This window comes from Leifsonia tongyongensis (genome assembly GCF_010686705.1).
In the GTDB taxonomy this organism is placed as follows: Bacteria; Actinomycetota; Actinomycetes; order Actinomycetales; family Microbacteriaceae; genus Diaminobutyricibacter; species Diaminobutyricibacter tongyongensis.
In genome coordinates this window covers 87,272-113,254 of the sequence record NZ_JAAGWY010000002.1, presented here as the reverse complement: position 1 = coordinate 113,254, position 25,983 = coordinate 87,272, and the positions used below count along the sequence as shown (strand labels likewise).

The following is a 25,983-nucleotide window of genomic DNA, read 5'->3' as shown; positions in this document are numbered from 1 at the left end:
TGCCACCTCGACGTGGCGGGCTCGTCCCGAGGTGGCGGGCACAGCGGTCATTGTGCGCGCGCGCCGCTCGCGGCAGACTCGGTCTCGGAAGGGAACGCACATGGACGATCTCACCGGAAACGCAGCCCAGCGCGCACACCAGCTGGCGAAGCTCGAAGCGGAAGGAGCCCTGCCGCCCGACTGGGTGCGGCGCCAGCTCGATCTTGTCCTCATCGAGTGGGACGAAGACGAGAAGGCGCTCGACATCGACGCCGAGGGTCGAGAAGACTTCTGATGGTGAACGATCAGCTACCGCCGCTCATCGGCGGCATCCTGATCCTCATCGATCTGGCGATCCGCATCACCGCACTCATCGTCGTGCCCCGGGATCGCAAACCGACGGCAGCGATGGCCTGGCTGCTCGCCATCTTCCTGATCCCGTTCATCGGCATCATCCTGTTCCTGCTCATCGGCAACGCGAAGCTCCCGAAGAAGCGGCGCGAGAAGCAGGCGGAACTGAACCGGATGATCGTCCAGCGCTCTGCGGAGCTCGATCTCGCCGGCGACCGCACCCGCTGGCCCGCGTGGTTCTCGGGCCTGGTGCACCAGAACCACAGCCTCGGCGCGCTTCCCGCGGTCGGCGGCAACAGTGCGACGCTCCTCGGCGACTACACCACCTCCATCGACGCGATGGCCGCCGAGATCGACACCGCGACGCAGTTCGTCAACGCCGAGTTCTACATCGTCTCGTTCGACGCGACGACCAAGGGCTTCTTCGCCGCGATGGAGCGCGCCGTCCAGCGCGGGGTGTCGGTCCGGATGCTCGCCGACTACGTCGCATCCCGCCGCGTGGCCGCCCATGACGAGACCTTCGCCGAACTGGATCGCATCGGTGTGAAATGGAGCTACATGCTGCCGGTGCGCCCGTTCAAGGGCGAGTACCAGCGACCGGATCTGCGCAACCACCGCAAACTTCTCGTCGTCGACGGCCGCGTGGGGTTCATGGGGTCGCAGAACCTCATCGACCGCAGCTACAACTCCCCCAAGAACCTCAAGCGCGGCCTGCAGTGGCAAGAACTGATGACCAGGGTCACCGGCCCCATCGTCGCGGCGACCAACGCGGTGTTCCTCTCGGACTGGTACCTCGAGACCGGCGAATTACTCGGCGAGGAGGCGAACCTCCGCGCCGTCGACATCCCCGCCGACCCCTCGCCCAGCGCGCTGGTCTGCCAGGTGGTGCCGAGCGGACCGGGCTACGACGGCGAGAACAACCTGCGGCAGTTCCTCACCCTGGTCACCTCGGCGCAGGAGCGGGTCATCATCACCAGCCCGTACTTCGTGCCGGACGAGGCGATGATGTACGCGATCACCTCGGCGTGCGAACGCGGGCTCGACGTGCAGCTCTTCGTCTCGGAGATCGGCGACCAGGGCTCGGTGTGGCACGCACAACGCTCCTACTACAAGCCGCTGCTGCAGGCCGGCGTGCAGATCTGGTTGTATCCGGCGCCGTTCATCCTGCACTCGAAGCACCTGTCGATCGACGACGATGTGGCGGTGATCGGGTCGAGCAACATGGATATCCGGTCGTTCGCCCTCAACTCCGAGGTGACCCTGCTCGTGCGCGGCGCGTCGTTCGTCGCGGACATGCGGGCCGTCGAGCGGGGTTACCGCGACGCCGGGCGCCGACTCACGCTCGAAGAATGGGAGAAGGAGCCGGCCTCCGCGACATTCCTCGACGGGGTCGCGCGTCTGACGTCGGCGCTGCAGTGAGCAGGGCGCCGACCAGGCGTGCGGGTCGCCTCACCCGAACGTGAAGACGTAGCCGCGAGCGCCGGCGTCCAGGAACGTGATCTCGAACGTGCGGTCGGCGGTCGGCCCCCGCCAGCGGATGAGCTGGTAGACCCGTGGCTCCCTGATCGTTCCGTCGCCGTGCTCGTCGGTGTCGAGACCGTGCCCGTCGCCCGGCTCCCGGCCGTCGACCGTCACCCGGAACCGCACCGGCACATCGGCGGCCGGCGGCGCCAGCACGAGGTTCACATCCCGTGCATGGAAACGGAAGACGACCGACGCGCCTGCGCGATTCACCAGTGCGGCGCCGCTCTCGATCGTCCATTCGCCCGAGAGCGACCACTGGTTCAGTTCGAGCGTCTCGGTCGCGGCGTAGGTGTGCGGCCGGTCGAACCCTGCATCGCCGGTAGACACGAAATTGCGGCCCTGCTGGTAGCCGAGGTAGGTCTCCGGCGACTCCAGGTGCAACCAGTCGGCCTGGGCTTCGAGCCCCTCGTTGGGCACACTGACCAGGTCGTGGCCGACGCCGGCCGCGCCCGCCTCGCGGAGCAGCTGCCGGATGGCGAGCTCCGTCTCGTCGTACTCGCCTTCACCGAAGTGGTGATACCGGATCCTCCCCTCCGTATCGGCAAGATAGATCGCCGGCCAGTACCGGTTGCCGAAAGCATTCCAGACGGCGTAGTCGGTGTCGACCGCGATCGGATACTCGACCCGCATCTCCTTCGATGCCCAGCGCACGTTGTCGAGCTCGCCTTCGAACGGGAACTCCGGCGTGTGCACGCCGACCACCACGAGGCCGGAGTCGGCGTACCGCTCAGCCCAGGCGCGGACATAACCGAGGGTGCGCAGCCAGTTGATGCAGGTGTACGTCCAGAAGTCGACCAGGACGACCTTTCCGCGCAGCCCCTCAGGGGTGAGCGGCGGGGAGTTGAGCCAGGCGGTCGCACCGTCGAACGACGCGAGTCGCCCCTCGAAAGGCAGGTCGAAAATGGGACGATGCACGTCGGACACGGGAACTCCTTCGTCAGTGCCGGTTCCGGTTTCAGTGGCCGGCGACGTCCAGGATCGCGGCGACGAACGCATCCGGCGCCTCCTGCGGGAGGTTGTGCCCGATGCCGCCGTTGATGGTGCGATGGTCGTAGGTGCCGGTGAACTTGTTCGCGTACGCGCTCGGCTCGGGGTGAGGCGCGCCGTTCGCGTCGCCCTCGAGCGTGATCGTGGGTACAGAGATCGCCGGAGCCTCGGCCAGGCGCGCTTCGAGTTCGTCGTACTGCGGTTCGCCCTGAACCAGCCCCAGCCGCCACCGGTAGTTGTGGATCACGATCGCGACATGGTCCGGGTTGTCGAATGATTCCGCGCTGCGCTCGAACGTCGCGTCGTCGAACGCCCAGTGCGGAGAGGCGGTCTGCCAGATCAGTTTCGCGAAGTCGCGACGGTGGGCGTCGTAGCCGGCCCGGCCGCGCTCGGTCGCGAAATAGAACTGGTACCACCACTGCAGTTCGGCGGCGGGCGGAAGGGGTTGCCTGCCCGCAGCCTGGTTGCCGATCAGGTAGCCGCTGACGGAGACGAGCCCGGCGCACCGCTGCGGCCAGAGTGCAGCCACGATGTCCGCCGTTCGCGCACCCCAGTCGAACCCGGCCACGATCGCCCGATCGAGCTGGAGCGCATCCATCAACGCCACCGCGTCGACCGCGACCACCGACTGCTGGCCGTTCCGCGGGGTCTCGTCGGAGAGGAAGCGCGTCGTCCCGAACCCGCGCAGGTACGGGATGATCACCCGGAACCCCTGCGCGGCGAGAAGCGGCGCAACCGCGGCGAAACTGTGGATGTCGTACGGCCAGCCGTGCAGGAGAAGGGCGGCTGAACCATCCGCCGGTCCGGTCTCTGCGTATCCGACGTCCAGCGTTCCCGCATCGATCTGCCTGAGCTGCCACTCGCTCACGTCTCGTACTCCTCAGAGCTGGTGAGGCGGTAGTAGTAGTGGCTGGCGCCCGTCTCCTCTGGGCCTTCGAGTTCGAACGTCTCGTCCCGGAGATAGCCCGTCGCCAGGATCGTCGTCTGCCCGTAGGTGCGCTGCGGAAACCCGTTCGGCGTGAACTCGACGCCGGGGACTTCCTCGCCTTCGGCCGACCCGGGCCACCGCCTGAGCACCGCCGTGTACGTCTCGGCCATGCATCGACGGTAGACCCTCACGAGGGGCTAAGGGAATGCCCCGGTCGTGATGGATGCGCTTACTGGGCCGCGCGCTCCGCCAGCTGCTTCTCGTATTCGGCGCGGATCTCGGTCATGTCGAGTGCGCGCAGTTGCGTGATGAGGTCTTCGACCGCCTCGGCCGGCAGGGCACCTGCCTGCGAGAAGAGCGGGATGCCGTCGCGGTAGGCGACGAGGGTCGGGATGGAGCGGATGCCGTAAGAACCGGCGAGCTCCTGCTCGGCCTCGGTGTCGACCTTGCCGAACGTGATGTCCGTGTGCGTCTCCGACGCCTTCTCGAAGACCGGCGCGAACATGTGGCACGGGCCGCACCAGTCGGCCCAGAAGTCGAGGAGGACGATGCCGTCGCTGACGGTCGCGTCGTGGTTCTGGCTTGTGATTGCTGTAGTTGCCATGTCAAGTTGAACGCTTGTCGCGGCCTGCTATTCCTGACGGCCACCACCGAGCGTCAGCGGCCGGCCTCTTCCAGCACGATCGCCTGGACCTCCGGATCGGACAGCCCACGGAAGTGCCCTCCCCTCGCCACCAGCCGGTTCGTCGCGCCGGGCAGCTCGCTTCCCTCCGGGATGTGCGGATCGAACGGCCCGAAGATCGACACGATCCGGGCGTTCACCGACACGTCGGAGCGCAATGAGATGCCTGCCGGATCCAGCGGCGAGAAGTCGCGCAGCGCACGGATCGGCATGTACTGCGCATAGCGCGAGCCCGCGAACGGCGTACAGATCGCGATCATCCGGGCGACGCGGGGAGCGCTGCGCTCCCCCACGATGCCCTCACCCACGCTGCCCTCACCCTCCATACGCTCCCTCAGCATGACGAGTTTGCCGATCAGGCCGCCTTTGCTGTGTGCGACGACGATCACCTCGCGTAGATCGCGCTTCACCAGGGCGTCCTCGACCGTGGCGGCGCCCTCGCTGAGCGTCCCGTGATTCGGCCCCAGTTCCGGCATGACGAACACCGGATGGCCGCCCCCGTGCAGCCGGTCGATCAGCGGGCGGAGGAACTGCCACGGCTCATACACTCCGGGGATCATGACGACCGGACGCCGCGAACCGGTCTCGAAGTGCCGCGGGTCCGTCCGGTCGACCGCTGCCCGCGCCTGCCACGCGACCGCATAGGCGTAGTCTTCCGCCCACCACCCGAGGTTGCGCAGCAGCCCTGTCATGCACTGTCCTGCGGATCCGGCGCGTCCTCGGCCGGCGGGCGCAGCATCCCGCGATGAAGCTCGTAGGCGCGGGCGTGCCCCGGCGAGTCCGGATCGTCGACGATCGGCCGGTCGGCCATGAACTGGCGGATGATGTTGGCCAGTTCACCAGGGTGACTGAAATTGATCGCGTGCGCGGCCCCCTCGATCACCACGAGCACCATCTGGTTGTCGATGTGACTCGCGATCTCTTTCACACGCGCGGGGCTCGGCATCAGCGGGTCCCGGTCGCCGAGCACGACAAGGGTCGGAATGTGCAGATCGAGCAGCCGCTCCAGCGACGGGTAGTGCATGAGCGCGCTGAACATCTTCGCGGTGCTGGAGACGCCGAATCGCAGGTAGTCGGGGGTCGCGACGCGCACGAGAGCGCTCGGTTCGCGGCCGCCGTCACGGGCGAGCTGGCTCATTGCACGGGTCAGCGGCTGGTTGTGCATCCCGCCCGCCGGTGACACGAGCACTGCGCGATCGATCCGCTCAGGGTAGTGGTGTGCGAACTCCAGGATGACCGGGCATCCCATCGAGTTGCCGACCAGCGTTGCGGAGCTGGCCCCGCGATCGTCCATGAACCTCGCCGCCGCGTGCGCGAGCCCGGGCACGTCGAGGGCCTTCGCCGGTTTGACGCTCCGGCCGAACCCGGGGAGGTCCGGGACGTAGGTGCGGAATTCGTCCTGCAGCAGCTCTGCGGTGGGAAGAAGGTAGCGGCCCGAGAGGCCGAACCCGTGGAGATGCATCATCACCGGTGCATCGGGCGGCGGATTCTGCGACTCGCGGTAGAAGAGGTCGAGACCGTCCATGGTCGTCCATCGTTCGGCGAGCGCCGATGCGGGATGCCTGGGGAGCCGCGGTGCCATGCCCACAGTCAACACCTTCCCAGCGGCGCCGAACACAGATTTTCTGCCCAGCCCCTCTCACGCTCACGCCCTCTGGCATTACCGTGTAGGGATGACCAATCCACCGCGAGTCGCACACGAGTACATCGTCGAATACGTCGACGGTCCTTTGGCCGGAACCACCGACCGGCGGCTCCTGATCAACGGCAGCGTCGACGAGCGTATCGGCTCGGTCGCGGCGATCGAAGGTCTCGAGTCCCTGTTCTGGTACGTCAAGGGCGCCGAACGCCTCGTCAACAGTGAGAAGTACGTCGCCTACCACTTCGACGCCCCGGACAGCGACCCGGTCGAGACCGACAAAGACCACGAGTCGCTCTGAGCGCACCGCTCAGGCGCGCGTCCCTTTCGGCTGGACGACGAACCCCATCGCGCTGAGCACCTTCACGGCGCCGGTCTTGCCGCCCTCGAAGTCGGTCGATTCCAGACGGTTGCCGGTCGCGAACTCGTAGGCCACGCCCAGGACGGCTTTCGGCGGATACAGCCGTTTCGCCCAGGAGAGCTCGTAGGTCGTGGCGGGCGCGAACCCGTGTTTCGCGAAGAATTTCTCCGGCCCGAGCCGGTCGTACTCCTTGATCGCACGCAGCACGTCCGCGTTCTGCACCTGATCCCAGTCGATGGACGCCATGAGGTCCTCCCAACGTTCGGTTGATCCATTGTGGTGCCGCGCTGGCGACGTCCAACAGGCCGCGATTCGAAGGGGGTCGATATTGCCCCCCATTCGGGGGTACACATGGAGTAACAGCGAAACAGGACGAGGACGTGCGCCCACACCATCCAGCTACGACATTCGGAATCGTTCGAGGAATCTCGTACGGTCTGTTCGGCCCACCCGATGACTGCATGGCACCGGCCAGGGAACTCGGCGCCACGCTCATCCGCGTCTATGTCTACTGGTCGCAGGTCGAACCGCGCCCCGGCGAGTACGACTGGCAGGTCGTCGACGGTCTGATCGCACAGCTCGAGCCCGACGACCAGGCCTGGATCACCGTCTGCTCGAGTTCGCCGTGGGGAACCCGCGTGCCGACCGATTTCCAGCCCCCGTCCCCCGCGCTCTACGACGAGGCCTACGAGCGCTTTGTCTCCGCACTCGTGCAGCGGTTCGGAGGCCGGGTCCGCTACTGGCAGTGCAACAACGAGCAGAGCAACCACGACCTCCTGTGGTCGGGCAATACGGCCGAGTACGCGCACCAACTGGCAGGCTTCGCCCGAGCCGTGCGAACCGCCGACCCGGCAGCGTCCGTCGTCCTCGGCGGATGCGGCTACGACGCCCTCTCGTCACGCTACGGCAGCGACGCCCGCCGGTGCTACGAGACGCTGGCAGCGACATCCGGAGCCGATTTCGACGTGTTCAGCCTCAACCTCTACGGCGACCCGTACCGCATCCCCGAGCACATCGCGTGGGCACGCAGCATCATGCAGGCGAACGGGTATGAGCATCCGATCGTCGTCGGCGAGTACAACGGGCCGACCCTCTTCGAATTCGCGGACGCGAACGCCTCACTCGAGGCGGCGATGATCGCGGCATTCATCGGCATGACCGACGGGGCGCACATCAGGACCGAGTCGATGAGTACGGTAGCGCTCGCGGAACGCGTCGTCACAGAGACCCCCGACCGCCGGGCGTTGCGCCAGCTCTACCGCATGGAGGAGCGGCTTCCGCCGTCGCTGCGGATGTTCATGCACGACGCACCGGACTACCTGATCGCGCAGCGTCACCGCATCGCCCGCCGCCAGCTGGTACAGCGGGTCGCCCTGATCCGTGCCGAAGGCGTCGACACGATGGCGTGCTGGAATCTCGCACCCGAGGTCGGCGACTACTCGGACCCCCTGAACATCATGGACCTCATGTTCGGCTCGCTCGCCCTCATGAACTACCGCAACGGCCGCATCTCGAAGCCCCACCCCGAGGCGGAGACGCACCAGCTGGTCGCGACACGGTTGACGGATGCACGTTTCGTCGAGCCTCTCGCAGCGGATGCGCACGCCCTGGTCTTCCGCGTCGACCACGGCCGTGACCGCGAAAGCGTCCTGGCGTGGCTGAAGACCGACGACCCGATGCAGGAGGACCGGGAGCGGCGCCGGGTGAGCATCCGCTGGAGTCACGGTCTGCCCACAGCCGTCGACGCGTTCGGCGAGGTTCGCGAGATCGTCTGGGACGAAGCCGGCCAGACGATCTCGCTCGACCTGACTGCCACGCCGGTCTTCATCGCCCTGTCAGTCCGCGGTGGTCGCCACGTCGCCGACCCCGGGCACTGACTCCGGTACTGACGCCGATACTGACGCCGCGTCGACCCAGTCGGGGCGCAGCTTCTCGATTCCGTCGAGGATGAGGTCCAGCCCGACACGGAATTCGACGTCGTAGTCATACCCGGACATCCCGAGCTCCATGACCACTTCGATGAGGTACGGGAACTGCGCCGCCATCTCGGCCGGCTGCATGGCCAGCTTCTGGGCGGCGACCTCACCCGACTCCTCCGCCGTGTCGAACGGGAGGGTCTTCTCCTGCAGGAGGAAGCCGTACGTGTAGCTGTCGAGGGTGGAGTAGGCGTGCACGGTCGTCCGGAACGAGAATCCGGCCTGGCGGAGGCACGCCATGACGGCGTTGTGGTGACGCAGGTTCGCGGGGCCAGGTCGCATCCGTGACTCCATGAAGCCGACCGCCCAGCGGTGGCGCACGAGCGCCTGGCGCATCGAGATCGACCGCTCGCGCATGGCGGTCTTCCAGTCGGGACCGGACGGGACGGCGACCTCGCTGAAGACGATGTCGACCATGCCGTCGAGCAGGTCCTCCTTGTTGGCCACGTGCTTGTAGAGGGCCATCGGGACCACGCCGAACTCCTGCGCGAGGGTGCGCATCGTGAGGCCTTCGAACCCGGTCCGGTCGGCCAGGGCCACTGCGGTGCTCAGGACAAGGTCGCGGTTCAGCCGGGTGCGGCGTTGGGTCTCCTGCTGCGTCATCCTGTTCTCCTGTCTGCGTTCGGCTCTTGACAAGTGTACTTGGTACACCTATCGTTGGCGTCATTGGTGTACGTCGTACACCTTCCCTCTTCGCTCAAAGGAAACCGCCATGACCTCAACCAGCCGAACAGCGCTCATCGCGGGCGTACTGTTCCTGATCACCATCGTCTTCTCGATCCCTGCCGCCCTGATGTACGGGCCGCTGCTCACCGACCCGAGGTACATCACCGGCCCGGGTGCAGACACCCAGATCGCGCTCGCGGCGTTCATGGAACTCATCGTCGCGGCGGCCAATATCGGCACGGCGGTCGTGCTGTTCCCCATCCTGCGGAGGCAGAGCGAGGCGCTCTCGCTCGCATACGTCGCCTGCCGGATCGTCGAATCGACCATGATCGTCGTCGGAGTGGTGAGCATCCTGTCGGTCGTCGCGCTGCGGCAGACCTTCGCCGCGGGCGGGGCCGACGCCACCTCGTTCGTCGCCGCCGGCCAGGCGCTCGTCGCGCTGCACGGCGCGACCTTCCTGATCGGCCCGGGCCTGCTCGCCGGACTCGGCAATGGTCTGCTGCTCGGCTACCTGATGTACCGGACCGGACTGGTGCCGCGCCCGCTCGTGTGGCTGGGGCTCATCGGCGGCCCAGTCGTCTTCCTGTCGGGTGTCGCCAACCTGTTCGGGCTGTACTCGCAGGTGTCGGTGTGGTCGGGTGTCGCGACGATCCTCGAATTCCTCTGGGAGACCTCGCTGGCGATCTACCTGATCGTGAAGGGTTTCCGCGCCGTGCCGATCCTCGACGCGGTGGCGGGCGGGGCGTCCGGCGCCGAGCATCCGGTCGCCACCCGCGGGGTCGCCGCGTAGCGCCCGGATCGCCCTCGGCCGACCCGGCCGGCTCAGCGGCCCCGCTCAGGCGGCAGCGCGCCTCAGCTCGTCCCCGTGGACGGTGACGGCGTAGATGATCAGCAGGTTCATCGCGACCAGCGCGAGCGACCAGATCGGCTGCGTCGGCATGGCCAGCAGGCTCGTCACCGCGTTCACGCCGGCGATGATGACCGCGAACAGGCGGGCCCACAGAGCGCCGCGGAAGAGGAACGCCCCGGTCAGCAGCACGATGATGCCGAGGATGAGCGTCCACCAGCCCCAACCCTGCACGTTGTAGCCGACGAGAGCCCCGGTGCTCCCGCGGAAGTACGCGCTGTCGGGCGCGAGCAGCGCCATGAACCCGAAGAGGATGTCGAACGCACCCTCGACGACCAGCAGGACGCCCGCGAACCACACCCAGCCGACCCATCCGGTGACCCGTGTCTCACTCATGGCCGCACCCCTTCCGTCATCTCACACGCTATTCAGCGCGGCGGTGCGCCGGATCACCCCGTGAGGATGATGTCTGCACCGGCCCGCCAACCGAAGCTTCCTATGGGTGCCGCACCGATGCGGCGGAGGATCGCAGTCGGCTGTCGTTGCCGGCCGCTCACGATGGGAGTGAAAAGTTATGGCTGATCAGGCGTATGTCGCCATTGCCGCGCAGTATGCGAGCGAAGACGAGGCGGTGGCCGATTTCGACCAGATCCACGCGCACTACAAGGATGCGGGAAAGCATGCCTCCTTCGACGCCGCGGTTGTCGTGCGCGACGTGGAGGGGAAGGTCTCCATTCCCAAGCGGGATGACGGAGCGAAACACCACGGCGGACGGAAGGGTCTCGCCATCGGACTCGCAAGCGGGCTCGTCGTCGCCCTGTTCCCGGCCGTCGCACTGGGCGGCGCGCTCCTGGTCGGTGGCGGTGCAGGCGCCGGTATCGGCGCTCTGGCCGGTCACCTCTCCAACAAGGCTTCGGCCGAAGACCTGAAGACCATCAGCGAGACACTCGACGCCGGAAGCGCCGGGATCGTCGTCGTGGTCGACCCGGCCGACGCCGACGAAATCCAGAACCTGCTGACTCACGCCACCAAGGTCACCAGGAAGGACATCGCGGTCGACGACGAGCAGCTCGACAACGAGGTGCAGGACGCGACCGAATAGCATCCATTCAGTCGCCGATCAGCAACGTCGCGAGGTAGCGGGTGGGATTGCGGGTGCGGAGCGCGGCTTCGAGCACCTGGCGGAGCGCATCCGCGTTCTCCCCCGACCCCTGTCTGACTCCGCGGCACCGGGATGACGTGTCCCGGGTGCGCTCACGCCTTCGCGCCCGCCCTGCTCCAGAGGGCGAACGCATTGTCCAGCTTGCCCACGTACGGCTCCAGTTCAGGGCAATGCCGCACCAGGACCGAGCGCATCGTGTTGTCGTCGATCCACTTCATGCCTTCCGGGGTATATACCTCGTCGGTGAAGTGGGTCGTGAAGAAGCGGTCGCTGTTGAGCCGTCGCGACGCCATCAGGATGAAGATCCTGAACGCCGTGTCGCTGAACGCGAAGCCTTCCGGACGGTCCTCCGCGAACATCCCGGCGATCAGGTCGACCGAGTCGAGGTCGTCGTCGTACACCGCTCTCAGCTCTTCCACCCATTCTGTGTTGCTCGAGAGTTCGTCGAACGACGACGGCACGGGTAGGTGCAACAGTCGGCGGAACGCTGTGTAGCGAGGAACGCCGAGTTCGCGGCAGCGGAGGATGTCGGTCGCTGCGAGATCCATCAGGGCTCCTGTGTCGGGCCGCGTGAACGTCTGCAGGTATTTCGGGAAATTGTGGAGGGTGACGAGCCCCGGGTTCTCGGTTCCGAACGTGTACAGCAGGTCGACGAGGCGGTTCGCTTTGAGCGCCTCCAGCCCCGCCGGTCCCGCAAGCGAGTCGAATTCGCGGGGGCCGAGGGTCTCGGCGTCCGTCGCGACCGAACGGAAGTCGAAATGATCGGGGATGAGCGGATGCATCCGGTAGACGGCCACGAATTCCTCGGTGAGGGCGAACGGCACACCGAAGTCCTCGGTCGTGCCGCCCGGAATGCCGGAGACGATCTCGCCCGAGGTGAGCCGGCCGAACGCGTCGTGCAGCCGCTCCCCTTCGAGCCCCCACCAGTTGGCATGCAGCGCCTCGACCGCCGTCGGGTGGGCCGTGACCGCCGGCGTCCATTCGACGGTGTGGATCTTCGCGAGCAGGCCGGACAGGATCAGCCGGGCGTGCTGGAACAGCGACTCGTCGTCGAACTCCGGATGCGCATCCGCGAGCATCGCGCAGATCGCGTTGTGCTCCTGGATGAACAGGCTCTGGAGCATCCCGAGCCCCAGCCAGAAGCCAGAAACATGGGTGGGATTCTTGGCCGGGTCGTCCGGAATCGGCGGCGCACCGTCCACCAGGCGCATCCGGCCGCCTTCGTGCTCGCGCAGGAACTGCTGGTCATCGAGGGTGTTCCCGTAGATCTGGGAGCCGTCCCACCAGTGGGTCATGATGTTGACGTACGTCGGCGGGTACTCCGAGTCGGGCGGCGTCGTCGGATCGGGTGGTGTGCGCATCACGGTGAGCGGCGGCGCGGGCCAGTCGTCGTCGGGCGCGAGCGGGATGATCCACGGGTTGTCTGTGGGGCTCGTGCCGTGACGGAACCAGTCGCGGATCATGAACTGCAGCCACGCTGCGATCAGGACGTTCCCGGCCGAGGCCGGGATCAGCTCCGTGCGCGTCATCAGTCTCCGGCTGATCTCGCGGGGGCTCGGTTCGAGCATCCGGTCGCGGTCCGGCCGTGTCTCCTCGAGCGGGACGTTGCGGCCGAACCGGGTGCCCGCCATGCCCATCTCCGGGTGTACGAGGTCGTTCCAGCTGCCGTCCGGCGCGCGTTCCGTCACGTACTTCTCGTCGTACGGCGGCGGTACGACCGCGTTCACCGCCGGAAGCCGCGATGTGTCGTAGAGGTTCTTCTCGCGCAGCGTGTTGCGGATGCCGATCAGTTCGACGAGGCCGAGAACTTTCGGCAGTTTGTACCAGGGAAGCGCCTGGTCGATGTCCTCGGTCGCGCTGTCGAACAGTTTCTCGAACAGGTTCGGCTTGTCCGGGATGTCTGACGTGCTCGCGCCGACAGGTGTGTCATTCATGGGCGACCCCCTCGCATCCAGCCCCGAACGTCACCGCCAGTATGGTCCTCCGCCGCGCCCAGCGAAAGAGTGCGTGCGCTCCCCCGCGTGCGCTCGCGCAACGGGCTCGGGAGCGCCTACGCCTCGTCGCTGATCGGCACCTGTTCGTCGTCGGGCTCGCCTTCGACGTACAGCGGCGGCGGCCAGAATCGGAAGTACAGGTACACGCCCAGGCAGAGCGCGCCGAAAAGCACGACGACGAGCATCCAGAGCCAGAAGGCCGTGCCGAGCACCTCCCAGTTGCCGTCCCACGAGACCACAGCGACGAGGAAAGCCGTCAGCGCCACGAGGTAGACCCCCGACCACAGCAGTTTCGAATGCTGGTACAGCCGCTCCCCCTCGAGGAAACGGAACGGCAGCAGCACCACGACGAGGGCGACAAGGCTTTCCGTCGTGACCGCGACCAGCGTCTCGGAGAGCAGGGCCGATCCGAACGATTCCTCCGTCGCGTGTTCCGCCGCCATCACGCTGAAGGCGCCCCAGGCGGCGATGCCGAACGTGAGCAGGATGACCGTTCGGGTGAGGACGACCTTCCAAGCTGAGGCCTGCATGGCTTTGCTGCTCGCGATGGTGAGTCCGAGGATCAACCCGACCAGGAACCCGGGCGAGAAGTGCAGGAACCGCGACAGCACGACGCCGACCACCGTCAGGATGAGCCCGAGCGGCCGCACGCTGATGGCAACGTCGACATCCCACTGGCGGTGGGCGATGACCATCGTGACGGCGTTGGCGACGTAGCCGACGAAGAACAGGGCGATCGCGCACGCGAGGAACAGCCGGAGGGATGCGAGCGTGAAGCCGAACGTCGGATCCGCGAACCCGAACAGGAGCGCGGTGACGACGACGATGGAGAGCACCCCGACGACCGGTTCGTGGTTGAGCCAGGCGGTCGCCGCCTCGAGCCAGTGCGGCGGCTTCTTCGGCTTGGGCAGCCGACGGGCGAAGCGCTCGTACTGCTCGGAGATTGTCGCGTTCAGCAGGTGGGCGGGCAGGGTCGCGAAGATGATCAGCGCCAGGCCGATCGCGATCGAACCCGACACCTTCTGCGGGTGGGCCAGGATGTCCTGGATCGTCCTGATCGCATTGGTCAGGATGTTCGGGGCGATCGCCGCCGCAGGTGCGCCGGCGGGCTGCGCCCGCCCTGCGTCGGTCGCCCCCGACCCGCCCTGGTCGCCGGTCGGGGCCGGGACGACCGCCGTGCCGTGGGAGGCCACGAACGGCACGGCGGCGAACGGCAGGGGCGCCTGCGCGACGAGCGGCCTCGCTTCGGGGATGGCGTCCGGCACCGAAGCCGGCACAGACGCCGGCACAGAAGCCGGCGCGCTTTCAGGCGCGAGGATCGTGACGTTCACGCTCTTGGTGGCCGTCACATACCCGGCGCCGGCCACCGTCACGATCACCTGATGGTGACCCGGCACCGTGTCGCCCGGAACGGACGCTCCGAGGCTGAACGAGCCATCCGCTCCGACGGTCGTCGCCCCGAGCCGCACCGGGGTCGAATGCAGGTCGACCGCAGTGCTCAGGCCGGGCGGAAGCCCGCGACCGCTGATCGTGAAATGGTCGCGCAAGTGCAGGTGGCCGAGATCGACGCCGAAGATCCCGAACGACCAGCTGTTCGGGTCGATCGTGATCGGTCCCGGCGTGGCAGGAGGCGCGACGGTCACCATCACCGAGCCGGAGGGGGCGGATGTTCCCCCGCGCACGTACGTCGCACAGTCCACGCCGTGCGAGGCGCCGGCCCCGACATCGACCTGGACCGCGGTGAACGCGTAGTCACCGGGGTCTCGTTCGTCGCCGGCGCACGACCACTGCCCGGCGTAGTCGACCGTCGCGGAACACGCGCGGTCGCCGCTCGAACCCGTCACGACGACACGGTCGCCCGCGACACCGCCGCCGCTGAAGCGCAGCGTGCGGTCGTCGTTGACACCGGCCGTCATCGTGGGCGCATCCGGTATGACGAAATACGCTGCCTTCCCGATTCGGAAATCGTCGTCGAACGCGTGCTCGGTGTAGTGCGCTCGGAGCTCCCAGGTCCCTGCCGCGAGTGGGCCGAAGTGGCAGTCAGGCGCCGACTGGTACCAGACGCAGGAACGAGTGAGGGCGGCGTGTCCGTCAGAGGCCGAGTAGAGGTCGATACCGGTCGCACCGTGCTCGAGCGTGCCGAACGTCGAAACCGCTGCGGGCGAGAAGGTGTAGGAGACCGGCGGCACGTTGTCATCGTGATCCGGGGGCGGAGTGGGCTCCGGGTGCGGGTTCGGACGCGGCGTGGGGTTCGGATGCGGGGAGGGCGAGTGAGTGGGCTCCGGGTGGGGCGAGGGCTCCGGGTGCGGCGAGGGCGTGTGTGTGGGCTCCGGATGCGAGACCGACGATTGCGTCGGCTGAGGACGCGGCGCGGACGAATGGGTCGGCACAGGATGTGAGACCGGCGGGTGTGTCGGCTCTGGAGCCGGCGCGGGCACGTGGGTCGGCTCCGGCGTAGGCGCCGGATGCGGCGCGGAGTCGGTCTTCTGGTGCCCCGGATGCGCAGACTGCGACCCGCCGGATCCGTGCCCGCCCGTGTGGGACGAGTCCGATGCCGACGCTGGAACCGCGACGAAGAGCGCCGCGCCCAGGGCGAGTGCGAGGGCCGAGAAGCCGGCCAGAACGCGCCGCACACGGCCTCCCTTCACTCAGCGTGCATGCCGAAAGTGAGACCGTGACGGAACCAGAAGAACGCACTCAGAAAGTGCGATCAGCGAAATGGTAGACGCCTCATCCACCTCTCCGCTACCACAAATTGATTTTTTCTCAAGTCCCCAAGTGCGCCGAGCACACGGTTCTTCCGGTTATGAGCGACTCTTTTCGGGAAGAACCCTGTGCTCGACGGAGCATTAGCCTGAGATACATGTCGAACTCGCAGGCCGGCGCGGTGAGAATCTCCGCGTGGGCGCCGCTGGCGATCCCCGCCTTCCGGGTGCTCTGGTTCGCGCAGCTGGGGAGCAACATCGGCACCTGGATGCAGACCGTCGGTGCGCAGTGGTACCTGGTGGATGCCGCTGCTGGCGCCGCCGTCATCGCGCTCGTGCAGACCGCGAGCCTCGCTCCCTCGATACTGTTCTCGCTGCCGGCGGGTGTGCTCTCCGACGTGCTCGACCGCCGAAAGCTGCTGATCTGGGGCTCGATCGTGAGTGCGATCATCGCCGCGGCGCTCACCGTCGTCGCGGCAGCCGACCTCCTCAACCCGTGGTCGCTCCTCGCGTTCACCTTCCTGCTCGGCATCACCTCCACCCTCACGTCGCCCGCCTGGCAGGCCATCCAGCCGGAGCTTGTGCCACGCGAGCAGATCGGCGCCTCGTCCGCCCTCGGCGGGGTGACCGTCAATGGTGCGCGCGCCGTCGGGCCGGCGCTCGCCGGCCTCATCCTGTCGGCCTTCGGCGTCGCCGTCGTGTTCGGCCTGAACGCGCTCAGTTTCGTCGTCGCCGCGATCGCCCTGATCTGGTGGAAACGGCCCGCCCAACAGGGCCTGGACGACCGCGAGCATTTCGGTGCCGCTCTGCGGGCGGGCGTCCGGTACATCGCATCCGCGGGGCTGGTGCGGCGCATCCTGCTCCGATCGGCACTGTTCGCCTTCCCGGCGAGCGCACTCTGGGCGCTCCTCCCGCTCACGTCGAGACGGCTCGACCTGGACTCCGCCGGCTACGGGCTCCTTCTGGGCGCGCTCGGCGTCGGAGCGATCATCGGGATCTTCCTGCTGCCCCTGGCACGCCGGCGCTACTCGGACAACGTGGTCATCTCGGCGAGCGCTGTGCTCTTCGCGGTCGGCACACTCGCCGCGGCGTTCCTCCCCTTCTTCGCCGCGCTGGTCCTCCTCGTGCTCGCCGGGCTGGCCTGGATCGGCACGCTGACAGTGCTCAACGCTGCGCTGCAGCTGACGCTCCCGCAGTGGGTGCGCTCGCGTGGCGCGGCCACGTACATCCTCGTGTTCATGGGCACCATGGCGATCGGTTCCTTCCTGTGGGGGCTTGTCGCGCAGGTCTTCGGGACGACCGCAGCCCTGACGGCCGCCGCGGTGCTGCTCGTACTGGTCGCGGCCAGCACCCGGTTCCTTCCGCTGCTGCCCGGCACGGGAACCATCGACCGCACCATCTCCCTCACGTGGGCGACCCCGAACCTGGTGTTCGACCCCGACCCGACCGACGGCCCTGTGCTCGTGATCAACCGTTACATCGTCAGGCCGAACGCGGTCGCTCCGTTCGAGACCGCGATGAAGGATGTGGCCGCATCCCGTCGGCGAACGGGTGGGTACCGCTGGCAACTCTTCCGCAGCGGCGAAGACGAGGATCTCCTCCTCGAGTCCTTCATGGTGCCCTCGTGGGCCGAGTTCCGGCGCCAGCAAACGCAACGGCTCACCGGGCGCGACCGCGAGATCCTCGCCGAAGCCCGCGAATACTGCGAAGGCGACCCGGTCGAACGGCACTATTTCTCCACGAAGACCTCGAGCTGAGCGCCTATCGGCACCCCCCACCCGGGGGGTAGCCTGTCGGGCATAGGGCGGTAGGTGCCGGCGCGTGGTGCGCGACGCGACATCGACGGTGAGCCCGTGCATCCGCCCGCAGGAATCACGCCAGCGAGGGACAGGAGAACAGCCATGAGCAACACCGGATCTGACACGTCGATCCGCCCATTCAGCGTCGAGATCCCACAGGCCGACATCGACGAGCTGCGCCGTCGCGTGCAGGCGACCCGCTGGCCCGAACGCGAGACCGTCAGCGACCAGAGTCAGGGCGTGCCGCTGGCGACGATGCAGGAACTCGCCCGCTATTGGGCCTCCGACTACGACCTTCGCCGGTTCGAGACCCGGCTGAACGCGGTACCGCAGTTCATGACCGGGATCGACGGCCTCGACATCCATTTCATCCATGTCAGGTCACCGCACCCGAACGCCTTGCCGCTGATCATCACGCACGGCTGGCCGGGCTCGATCATCGAGATGCTGAATGTGATCGGGCCGCTCACCGATCCTCCGGCACACGGCGGCGACGCAGCGGATGCGTTCGATGTCGTCGTACCCTCGATCCCCGGTTACGCGTTCTCGGAGAAGCCGGCAGCGACCGGATGGGATCCCATCCACATCGCGGATGCGTGGATCGCGCTCATGAGCCGCCTCGGCTACACCCGTTACGTCGCCCAGGGCGGCGACTGGGGTGCGCAGGTCACCGATGTGATGGGCGCGAAGGCACCGGCCGAGCTGCTCGGCATCCACTCCAACATGCCGGGAACCCTGCCACCAGAGTTGTCGAAAGCACTCGCGACGAACGTGCTCGGCGCCGGTGACCCGCCGACGGGTCTCACGGGAGACGAGAAGCGGGCGTTCGACCAGCTCAACTCCCTGTTCACGAAGGGTTTCGGGTATGCGCTCGAGATGAGCAACCGCCCGCAGACGCTGTACGGACTCGCCGACTCCCCCGTCGCGCTCGCGGCCTGGATGCTCGACCACGACGCCCGCAGCCTCGCGGACATCGTGCGCGCGTTCGACGGCTCACCCGTCGACGGCCTCACCCGGGATGAGGTGCTCGACAACATCACGATGACCTGGCTGACGAACACCGGGATGTCGTCCGGCCGGCTGTACTGGGAGAACACGCTCGGCTTCTTCGACATCAAGGGCGTCACGGTGCCGGCCGCGGTCTCGGTCTTCCCGAACGAGCTGTACCAGGCGCCGCGGAGCTGGACCGAGAAGGCGTACCCGAACCTCATCTATTTCAACGAACTCGACCGGGGCAACCATTTCGCGGCATGGCAGGAGCCCGACCTGTACACGTCCGAACTCCGCGCCGCGTTCCGCTCGCTCCGCTGAGGCCCGCCCGATCGGCTGAGGCTGCGCTCGCTCCGCTGAGCCCCCGATGAGCAAGATCTGCGGGTAAGCGGGTGCGCGGGTTCTAGCGGTCAGGCCGCCGGGCCAGGACCTGTGCGCCCAGTCGGCGCGAACTCCCCTTCTCGCGCACGAATGAGGTCGGTTAGCGCCGACTCGATCCTCCATCCGAGCACCCGGGAACAAAGTGGGCCACGCCTCGGTTTACTGACACGTCAACTACTTCATTGACACGTCAACGAGGCGAGGTACCCATGGCCGGGACGCAACGGCACGCACCGAGCGCGACCACGCAGAGACTGACGGACGACGAGCTCGCCGTCTGGCGCTCGCTGCTCGACACGACGACCGAGCTGCGCAGGCTCCTCTCCGCGAAACTGCAGGAGGTCGGGCTCTCATCGGGCGACTACTCGGTGCTCCTCGCGCTCATCGAAGCGCCCGGCAACGCCCTCCGCTCGTCGGAGCTCGCGACCGCGATCGACTGGGAGCGCAGCCGCTTGTCGCATCACCTCGGACGGATGGAGCGACGCGGCCTCCTCCGCCGCGACGACTGCCCCGGGGACAATCGCGGAGCACTCGTCGTGATCACGGCCGATGGTTCGAGTGCGCTCAGGCGTGCATCCGGACCCCACCTGCGCGCCGTGAAGCGCTTCTTCGCCGACGCCCTCGAACCGCACCAGCTCGCAGGTCTCGGCGACGCGCTCGCGAGCGTCCGCGCACACCTCGACACCCTGGACCGAGCCACGACCGAAGGAGAAGCCTCATGACCGACAGCATCCTGACCCGTCCCCGTGTCGCCATCCTCGGCGTCGGCCACGTCGGCTCCGCGCTCGCCCGCATCATGCTCGACTCCGGCTACGACGTCTCGGTCGCCGCATCGGGGGATCCTGCGAAGATCGCGCTGATCGCATCCGTGCTCCTGCCGGGCGCCAAGCCGGAATGGGCGAGGGATGCGGTGGCCGACGCCGACATCGTCATTCTCGCGATCCCCCTGCATCGTTTCGCCACCCTCGACCACAGCATGCTCGACGGCAAGATCGTCGTCGACGCGATGAACTACTGGGCGCCGACCGACGGCGTGCAACCGCAGTTCGAGAACACCGACCTGACGAGCAGCGAGATCGTTCAGGATGCGCTCCCCGGCTCGACCGTCGTCAAGACGTTCAACCACATCGGCTACCACGAGATGGAAGAGGACCGGCGCCCGGGCGGCTCCGCCGACAGGCGTGCGCTCGGGGTCGCATCCGACGATCCGTACGCAGCAGCCCTCGTCGGATCGCTCGTCGACGCGATCGGCTACGACGTCGTCACGCTCGACAGCCTGCGCGACGGCGGCTCGTTCGAGCCGGGTGGCCCCGTCTTCGGCGCGCGGATGACGGCGCCCGAATTCGAGAGCGCCGTCTCACTGGATGCCGTCGCCTGACCCTTCCCCACAGAAAGCACCCACAAATGAATACAGCTCTCACACCCTCCACCGGTCCTTTCCCGCTCGAATTCGGGCTCAACACGTTCGGTGACGTGACCTGGGACGCCGACGGGCATCCGCTCTCGCATGCGGAGACCATCCGCAACCTCGTGGAGCACGGTGTCGCGGCCGAGAAGGCCGGCATCGACTTCTTCGGCATCGGCGAGCACCACACGGACGACATGCCGTTGTCGGCGGCGGATGTCGTGCTCGCCGCCATCGCGGCCCGCACCGACCGCATCCGGCTCGGCTCGGCGGTCACCGTGCTCAGCTCGGACGACCCGGTGCGCGTCTTCCAGCGCTACTCGACCCTGAACGCGATCTCGGACGGCCGGGCCGAAGTGATCCTCGGCCGCGGCTCCAGCATCGATTCGTTCCCGCTGTTCGGTTTCGACCTCAACGACTACGAGGAACTGTTCGAGGAGAAGACGAACCTGTTCGCCCACCTGCTGAAGGGCGGTCCGGTGACCTGGGAGGGTCGCACGCGAAGCGGCCTGCGCGACCAGGATGTCGTGCCGCACCTCGACAAGCCGCTGCCCACCTGGATCGGCGTCGGCGGCAGCCCCGAGTCGGTCATCCGCGCCGCCCATTACGGGTTCTCGCTCATGCTCGCCGTCATCGGCGGCCCGACCGCACGCTTCGCGCCATTCTCGGAACTGTTCCACAAGGCGCTCGAACAGTTCGGCCATTCGCCGAAACCGGTCGGGCTGCATTCGCCGGGGCACGTGGCCGCGACCGATGAGCAGGCGCAGGAGGAGTTCTGGCCCCGCTACCTCGAGGTCATCACTCGTGTCAGCAAGACGAGGGGCTTCGCCGTGCCGACCGAGGCGTCGTTCCGCCGCGAGATCGGACCGGACGGCTCCCTCTACGTCGGCTCACCCGAGACCGTCGCGAACAAGATCGCGGTGAACCTGAAGGCGGTCGGTGCGAACCGTTTCGACCTGAAGTACGCGATGGGCGGCCTCGCCGACGACGCACTCCTGACGAACATCCGCCTCTACGGAGACGAGGTGGTACCGCGCGTGCGCGACCTCCTCGCCTGAGGTCGCTCGATTGTGCAAAGAACGCTGGTGACCGGATGCGGCACTCGCATCTATTGCCAAACAGCGGCCCGTGTCAGGCGGGCTGGGTGCGCAGCTGGGCGCCGAGCATCGCCTCGGCGACCGAGACGATCAGGGCCACGACCTCGTCGCTCGACTTCGTGCCGGCGAGGATGTCCATGACCAGACCGTCCTCGAGGCCGACGAGGGCGACAGCGGCCTCGTCGTAGTCGAGGCGCGGCTGGAACATCCCGGCCGCCACGCCGTCGTCGATGATCCTCCGGTAGATCGCAGCCTGGCGCCGGTCGAGAGCGTGGTCGGCGTCGTTGAGGCGCTCATCCCTGATTCCGGCCGCCCAGAACTCGTACAGGATGCGCGACTCGTGCCCTTCGATGCCTCCGGTCGCTCCCGCGCGGATGGCTGCGAGCATCCGGTCGACCGGCGACTCGACCGCGCCGACGGCCCGCGTGATCGTGTCGATGAAGCGGTCGCTCGCCGAGAAGACGAGTTCTTCGATGATGTCGCCGAGCCCGTCGAAGTAGTAGAGGACGGCCGACGGCTCCATGCCGGCCGCCGTCGCGATCGCGCGCAGCGTCGTGCCCGCGGCCCCTTCGCGCACTGCTACGCCGCGGGCGGCCTCGAGGATGTCGAGGCGCCGCTCGGCGCGTTTGCTGGGCCGTGACATGGTCCCCATTCTGCCGTACGCATCCGCGGAATCGGACAGCGGCGGACGTTCCCTGAACATAATTCAGAAAACGCTTGACACCGGATGCCCACAGTTGTTTGAATGCCATTCAGATTTCCTTGCCAATGACGACGAAGGAGAGGCCGATGAGCTCGACCCCTGCCCACACCGCAACCCCCAGCGACACGCACGACAAAGGGCTCCGCCGAAATGCGATCGGCCTCGGCCGGATCGTGGCCCTCGGTCTCGCCGCTGTCGCACCCGCCTACAGCCTCGCCGTGACACTCGGCTTCGTCGTCGGCGCGGTGGGGCTGCAGACGCCCGCAGCCTTCCTGCTCGGCTTCGTACCCATCCTGTTCACCGCCTTCGCGTTCCGCGACCTCAACCAGGTCATGCCCGACTGCGGCGGTGTCTTCGTCTGGATCAGCCGGGCGCTCGGGCCTGTGGCCGGATGGTTCTTCGGCGGCTGGGTGCCCCAGATCGCTACGTTCATCGCGACGGCCGCCCTCGCCGAGGTCGCCACCGTCTACCTGTTCGATGCCGTCGGCCTCGGGGCGATCGCCGCGAATCCGCTGGCCACGACATCCGTCGCCGTCGTGCTTATCGCACTCAGCGCCGCGATCGCCGTCCGTGGAATCGAACTGGCCGCCTGGGTGCAGTACGCACTCATCGCACTCCAGATCGTGGCGATCGGCGGCTTCTGCGTCGGCGCCTTCATGGCCATGTCGAACGGAACGGCCCCGGGAGCCGGAACAACCCCCAGCCTCGCCTGGTTCAACCCGTTCGCCGTCTCCGACCCCGGCGGTCTCGTCACCGGCGTCGTCCTCTGCCTCTTCATCTACTGGGGCTGGGACTCGCTGATCTCGGTCAACGAGGAGACCACCGACCGTTCGCGCAACCCCGGCCGCGCCGTGCTCATCTCGACGATCATCCTGCTGGTGCTCTACTGCGGCGCATCGGTGGCGGCGATCGGCTTCGGCGGAATCAAACTCATCACCGACCCGAAAACCATCAACGATGTCCTCTCCGTGCTCGGCCCCATGGCCACCGGCCAGATCTTCGGACACATCATCACCCTGGCGATCGGCCTGTCGGCGCTGGCCTGCCTGTTCACCGTCGCCGTCTCGACGCCGCGCTCCTGGCTCAGCATGGCCACCTACCGGGCGCTCCCCGGTGCGATCACCCGCATGCACCGCCGGTTCCTGACGCCGCACATCGCCACCTACTGGTGGGCCGGCATCAGCATCGCCACGATCGTGCTGCTCACCCTGCTCGCCACCGACTTCATCGGGCTGGCCATCCTGGCGATCGGCGTGATGATCGCCGCCTACTACGCGGTCACCGCCATCGCAGCGATCGTCTACTTCGCGCCCGACATGCGCCGCAACCCGGGCCGGCTGATCGTCGCCGGCATCCTTCCGGGCCTCGGTGCGGTGATGATGGTGATCGCGTTCGTCGTCAGCGCCGTCGAGATGGCCGCTCCGGACTACGCGGGCGCATCCATCCTCGGCATCGGCACCGTGTTCTGGATCGGCATCGGAGCGCTCGTCCTCGGCGTCGTCGTCACGTTCGCCCTGCGCCGCCACTACCGCGACTTCTTCTCGGGCCGCACGATCCCCGTGGGAAAGTTCGGCGACACCGACTTCGTCATCGCCGACCCGATCGTCGCCCCCTCCCCCGACGTCGTCGACCTCGACGCCGAACCGACCCTGATCCGTGAGGAGCGCTGACATGCGCGTTCTGTCCATCGCAGCCATCCAAACTGTTCCCGTCCCCGGCGACCTCGAAGCGACCTGGGACCGGTTCGAAGCGCAGGTCGTCGCCGCGAAGACCCTTCGACCGCACGTCAACCTGGTGGTCGTGCCCGAGTTGCTTCTGGCCGCTCCCGGGCCGCTGCTGCTCGAGGACGCCGAAGCGGATGCGCGTGCCGCGACGACGATTCCCGGTCGCGTCACCGACCGGCTCTGCGACCTCGCCCGCGACCTCGGCGTCTGGCTCGTGCCGGGCACGCTTGTGGAGCAGACGGATGACGGCCGGCTGTTCAACACGGCGCTCGCGATCTCTCCCGAAGGGTCGATCGTCGCCCGCTACCGCAAGCTCTTCCCGTGGCGGCCGTACGAGGAGCTCCTCCCGGGGAGCGAATTCGTGACGTTCGACATCCCCGATGTCGGGCGGGTCGGCCTGGCGATCTGCTTCGACGGGAGTTTCCCCGAGGTGTCGCGTCAGCTCGCCTGGCTCGGAGCCGAGGTGATCATCCAGCCGACACTGACGACCACACGTGACCGTGAGATGGAGATCGTGATGGCGCGCGCCAACGCCTTCGCCAACCAGGTCTTCGTCGTCAACGTGAACGGCGCCTCCCCGGTCGGTGTCGGCGAGAGCGTCGTCGTCGACCCCGAGGGCACGGTCATGCAGCAGGCCGGCGGCGGCGAGGAGGTGCTCTTCGCGGTGCTCGACCTCGACCGCGTCGAGGTCGTCCGCGAGTACGGGTCGCACGGCATCAACCGGCCGTGGAGCCAGCTGGCCGACCAGTGCGCGCTGCTCGAGTACCCGATGTTCGGCGGCGCGACGGTCCGCCCGCCTGAGTGGGCCAAACCCCTGTAGCCGTCTCACGGCGCTGGCGGCGCACGAAGTGCCAGCCGACGAACGCGGCGACCACGCACGCGGCGGCTCCCACGCCCAGGGCCAGCCGCGGGCTGATCGAGTCGACGTATCCGATGATTGATGCGCCGATCGGGGTGGATCCGAGGAAAGCGGTCGACCACAGGGCTGTGACACGGCCGCGGTATTCCGGTTTCGCCGCGAGCTGGATGGTCGAGTTGCCGATCGTGATGAACGCGATGCTGCCCATCCCGACCACCACCAGCAGCAGAACCGCGACGGCGACGTTGGGCGCGAACGCGGTGGCGGTCATGGCGACGGCGTAGACGATCGCCGCCCCCACCAGCCGGCGAAGCCCGACCTGCGGTCGCCAGACACAGTAGAGGCCCCCGATCACGGAGCCTGCGCCGAAGGCCCCGAGCAGCCAGCTGTAGGTGGCCGGCGTTCCCGACAGCGTCACATGGGCGAAAAGGGGAAGGCTCACCTCGAACTCGTAGGTGAAAGTGCCGATCAGCGCCATCATCGCCACCGGGGCGATGATCTCGGGGATGCGGACGGCGTACCGGAATCCGCTGCGCAGCTGGCCTTTCGCGCGCCCGACCGAGCCGACCGGATGCAGCGCCGGCACGTTCATCGTGGCCAGGGCGACGATCACCGCGATGAAGCTGGCGGCGTTGACGATGAAGCACCAGCCGATCCCGAGCGTGCCGATCAGGATCGCGGCGGTGACCGGTCCGATGGCGCGCCCGACGTTCACGACCGTGGTGTTCAGCGTCACCGCGTTGCGGATCAGCGGTCGCCCGACCATTTCGGGCACGAACGCCTGCCGTGCCGGGTTGTCGAGTGCCGACATGACCCCGAATCCGAGTGCGACCAGGATGATCGACCAGTAGGCGACGGTGTGGGTGAGCACGAGGACGCCGAGGATCGCCGACAGGGATGCGAGGCACATCGCTGTGACGAGGAGGATCTTCCGCTTGTTCCTGCGGTCGACGATGAGTCCGGCGTACGGGGTCAGGAGGAGGACCGGAAGGTAGCGCGCTGCGGTCGCGAACCCGACGGCGATCGCGGAGTTCGTCAGCTGGAGCACCAGCAGGGCCTGCGCGACGGTCTCGGTCCAGGTTCCGATCAGGCTCACCCCCTGACCGATCACGAACCGGCTGAAGTTCGGCACGCCGAACGCGGCGAACAGACCGGCGTGGAGGTTCTGTTGAGCCGGCGGAACTCCGCCGGTCTGTATGGCCGTGGTCATCAGTACCTGTCTGT

26 protein-coding genes are annotated in these 25,983 nt (G+C 67.5%); 13 read left to right on the top strand and 13 right to left on the bottom strand.

What is annotated here, in order from left to right; translation table 11 throughout:
• The first annotated feature begins 100 nt into the window (after window positions 1-100).
• Together G3T36_RS08520 and cls are read left to right on the top strand one after the other, a co-directional pair.
• Window positions 101-274: a hypothetical protein gene (locus G3T36_RS08520; protein WP_163289323.1), complete on the top strand. Its 174-nt coding sequence runs from the start codon at window positions 101-103 to the stop codon at window positions 272-274.
• Complete coding sequence (gene cls / locus G3T36_RS08515; protein WP_163289321.1) at window positions 274-1,749, top strand: cardiolipin synthase; 1,476 nt, start codon at window positions 274-276, stop codon at window positions 1,747-1,749. The genes G3T36_RS08520 and cls overlap by 1 nt, the downstream gene beginning before the upstream one ends.
• 30 nt (window positions 1,750-1,779) lie before the next feature.
• On the opposite strand, the gene G3T36_RS08510 is transcribed toward cls, so the two are convergent.
• From G3T36_RS08510 to G3T36_RS08485, 6 genes are read right to left on the bottom strand one after another with little or no spacing between them, the layout of a single operon-like run.
• Window positions 1,780-2,778 (bottom strand): redoxin family protein, encoded by a 999-nt coding sequence (locus G3T36_RS08510; protein ID WP_205245042.1) that lies wholly within the window; start codon window positions 2,776-2,778, stop codon window positions 1,780-1,782.
• A gap of 31 nt (window positions 2,779-2,809) precedes the next feature.
• Window positions 2,810-3,709 (bottom strand): alpha/beta fold hydrolase, encoded by a 900-nt coding sequence (locus tag G3T36_RS08505; protein WP_163289317.1) that lies wholly within the window; start codon window positions 3,707-3,709, stop codon window positions 2,810-2,812.
• The gene (locus G3T36_RS08500) at window positions 3,706-3,939 is read right to left on the bottom strand and encodes a hypothetical protein (RefSeq protein ID WP_163289316.1); all 234 of its coding nucleotides are present in this window, start codon (window positions 3,937-3,939) and stop codon (window positions 3,706-3,708) included. Before G3T36_RS08500 ends, G3T36_RS08505 begins: the two co-directional genes overlap by 4 nt.
• Before the next feature lie 59 nt (window positions 3,940-3,998).
• Window positions 3,999-4,373: a thioredoxin gene (trxA, locus tag G3T36_RS08495; protein WP_163289314.1), complete on the bottom strand. Its 375-nt coding sequence runs from the start codon at window positions 4,371-4,373 to the stop codon at window positions 3,999-4,001.
• 53 nt (window positions 4,374-4,426) lie between these two features.
• Window positions 4,427-5,143 (bottom strand): esterase/lipase family protein, encoded by a 717-nt coding sequence (locus G3T36_RS08490; RefSeq protein WP_163289312.1) that lies wholly within the window; start codon window positions 5,141-5,143, stop codon window positions 4,427-4,429.
• Entirely contained in the window at window positions 5,140-6,033 is an 894-nt protein-coding gene (locus G3T36_RS08485; RefSeq protein ID WP_163289310.1) for an alpha/beta fold hydrolase, read from the bottom strand. The genes G3T36_RS08490 and G3T36_RS08485 overlap by 4 nt, the downstream gene beginning before the upstream one ends.
• Window positions 6,034-6,124: 91 nt before the next feature.
• On the opposite strand from G3T36_RS08485, the gene G3T36_RS08480 reads away from it, so the two are divergent.
• Window positions 6,125-6,391 (top strand): hypothetical protein, encoded by a 267-nt coding sequence (locus G3T36_RS08480; RefSeq protein WP_163289308.1) that lies wholly within the window; start codon window positions 6,125-6,127, stop codon window positions 6,389-6,391.
• Window positions 6,392-6,400: 9 nt separating this feature from the next.
• Here G3T36_RS08480 and G3T36_RS08475 read toward each other — a convergent pair whose 3' ends face one another.
• The gene (locus tag G3T36_RS08475) at window positions 6,401-6,697 is read right to left on the bottom strand and encodes a ScoMcrA-related endonuclease (protein ID WP_163289306.1); all 297 of its coding nucleotides are present in this window, start codon (window positions 6,695-6,697) and stop codon (window positions 6,401-6,403) included.
• 215 nt (window positions 6,698-6,912) lie between these two features.
• Here G3T36_RS08475 and G3T36_RS08470 point away from each other — a divergent pair, with 215 nt between their 5' ends.
• Window positions 6,913-8,328: an alpha-amylase family protein gene (locus G3T36_RS08470; protein ID WP_163289304.1), complete on the top strand. Its 1,416-nt coding sequence runs from the start codon at window positions 6,913-6,915 to the stop codon at window positions 8,326-8,328.
• On the opposite strand, the gene G3T36_RS08465 is transcribed toward G3T36_RS08470, so the two are convergent.
• Entirely contained in the window at window positions 8,287-9,030 is a 744-nt protein-coding gene (locus G3T36_RS08465; RefSeq protein ID WP_163289302.1) for a TetR/AcrR family transcriptional regulator C-terminal domain-containing protein, read from the bottom strand. The two genes, G3T36_RS08470 and G3T36_RS08465, sit on opposite strands and share 42 nt — an antisense overlap.
• A 109-nt stretch (window positions 9,031-9,139) precedes the next feature.
• Between G3T36_RS08465 and G3T36_RS08460 the strand changes: the two genes are divergently transcribed.
• A complete protein-coding gene (locus G3T36_RS08460; RefSeq protein WP_163289300.1) occupies window positions 9,140-9,883 on the top strand; it encodes a DUF4386 domain-containing protein in 744 nt (247 codons plus the stop codon).
• A gap of 45 nt (window positions 9,884-9,928) precedes the next feature.
• Here the strand turns inward: G3T36_RS08460 and G3T36_RS08455 are convergent, their stop codons facing one another.
• Window positions 9,929-10,336: a DUF7144 family membrane protein gene (locus G3T36_RS08455; RefSeq protein WP_163289298.1), complete on the bottom strand. Its 408-nt coding sequence runs from the start codon at window positions 10,334-10,336 to the stop codon at window positions 9,929-9,931.
• A gap of 178 nt (window positions 10,337-10,514) precedes the next feature.
• Here G3T36_RS08455 and G3T36_RS08450 point away from each other — a divergent pair, with 178 nt between their 5' ends.
• Window positions 10,515-11,042 (top strand): DUF1269 domain-containing protein, encoded by a 528-nt coding sequence (locus tag G3T36_RS08450; RefSeq protein WP_163289296.1) that lies wholly within the window; start codon window positions 10,515-10,517, stop codon window positions 11,040-11,042.
• 152 nt (window positions 11,043-11,194) lie between these two features.
• On the opposite strand, the gene G3T36_RS08445 is transcribed toward G3T36_RS08450, so the two are convergent.
• On the bottom strand, window positions 11,195-13,036 hold the full coding sequence (locus G3T36_RS08445) for a peroxidase family protein (RefSeq protein WP_163289294.1): 1,842 nt from the start codon (window positions 13,034-13,036) through the stop codon (window positions 11,195-11,197).
• Window positions 13,037-13,152: 116 nt separating this feature from the next.
• Window positions 13,153-15,285, bottom strand: coding sequence for an Ig-like domain-containing protein (locus tag G3T36_RS08440; RefSeq protein WP_163289292.1), 2,133 nt, complete (start codon window positions 15,283-15,285; stop codon window positions 13,153-13,155).
• 674 nt (window positions 15,286-15,959) lie between these two features.
• Here G3T36_RS08440 and G3T36_RS08435 point away from each other — a divergent pair.
• From G3T36_RS08435 to G3T36_RS08415, 5 genes are all read left to right on the top strand, one after another.
• The gene (locus tag G3T36_RS08435; RefSeq protein ID WP_163289290.1) at window positions 15,960-17,558 is read left to right on the top strand and encodes an MFS transporter; all 1,599 of its coding nucleotides are present in this window, start codon (window positions 15,960-15,962) and stop codon (window positions 17,556-17,558) included.
• 144 nt (window positions 17,559-17,702) lie between these two features.
• A complete protein-coding gene (locus tag G3T36_RS08430; RefSeq protein WP_163289288.1) occupies window positions 17,703-18,911 on the top strand; it encodes an epoxide hydrolase family protein in 1,209 nt (402 codons plus the stop codon).
• A gap of 269 nt (window positions 18,912-19,180) precedes the next feature.
• Window positions 19,181-19,693, top strand: coding sequence for a MarR family winged helix-turn-helix transcriptional regulator (locus tag G3T36_RS08425; RefSeq protein WP_163289286.1), 513 nt, complete (start codon window positions 19,181-19,183; stop codon window positions 19,691-19,693).
• A complete protein-coding gene (locus G3T36_RS08420) occupies window positions 19,690-20,349 on the top strand; it encodes an NADPH-dependent F420 reductase (protein WP_163289284.1) in 660 nt (219 codons plus the stop codon). Before G3T36_RS08425 ends, G3T36_RS08420 begins: the two co-directional genes overlap by 4 nt.
• A gap of 26 nt (window positions 20,350-20,375) precedes the next feature.
• Window positions 20,376-21,434, top strand: coding sequence for an LLM class flavin-dependent oxidoreductase (locus G3T36_RS08415; protein ID WP_163289282.1), 1,059 nt, complete (start codon window positions 20,376-20,378; stop codon window positions 21,432-21,434).
• Between the two features lie 73 nt (window positions 21,435-21,507).
• On the opposite strand, the gene G3T36_RS08410 is transcribed toward G3T36_RS08415, so the two are convergent.
• Window positions 21,508-22,116 (bottom strand): TetR/AcrR family transcriptional regulator, encoded by a 609-nt coding sequence (locus tag G3T36_RS08410; protein ID WP_163289280.1) that lies wholly within the window; start codon window positions 22,114-22,116, stop codon window positions 21,508-21,510.
• A 146-nt stretch (window positions 22,117-22,262) separates the two neighbouring features.
• Between G3T36_RS08410 and G3T36_RS08405 the strand changes: the two genes are divergently transcribed.
• Together G3T36_RS08405 and G3T36_RS08400 are read left to right on the top strand one after the other, a co-directional pair.
• The gene (locus G3T36_RS08405) at window positions 22,263-23,846 is read left to right on the top strand and encodes an APC family permease (protein ID WP_163289278.1); all 1,584 of its coding nucleotides are present in this window, start codon (window positions 22,263-22,265) and stop codon (window positions 23,844-23,846) included.
• A 1-nt stretch (window position 23,847) separates the two neighbouring features.
• Window positions 23,848-24,720 carry a carbon-nitrogen hydrolase family protein gene (locus G3T36_RS08400; RefSeq protein WP_163289276.1) on the top strand — a complete coding sequence of 291 codons (873 nt, stop codon included), beginning with the start codon at window positions 23,848-23,850 and terminating at the stop codon, window positions 24,718-24,720.
• Here the strand turns inward: G3T36_RS08400 and G3T36_RS08395 are convergent.
• Entirely contained in the window at window positions 24,617-25,969 is a 1,353-nt protein-coding gene (locus G3T36_RS08395) for an MFS transporter (protein WP_163289274.1), read from the bottom strand. The genes G3T36_RS08400 and G3T36_RS08395 overlap by 104 nt on opposite strands.
• Window positions 25,970-25,983 lie beyond the last annotated feature (14 nt).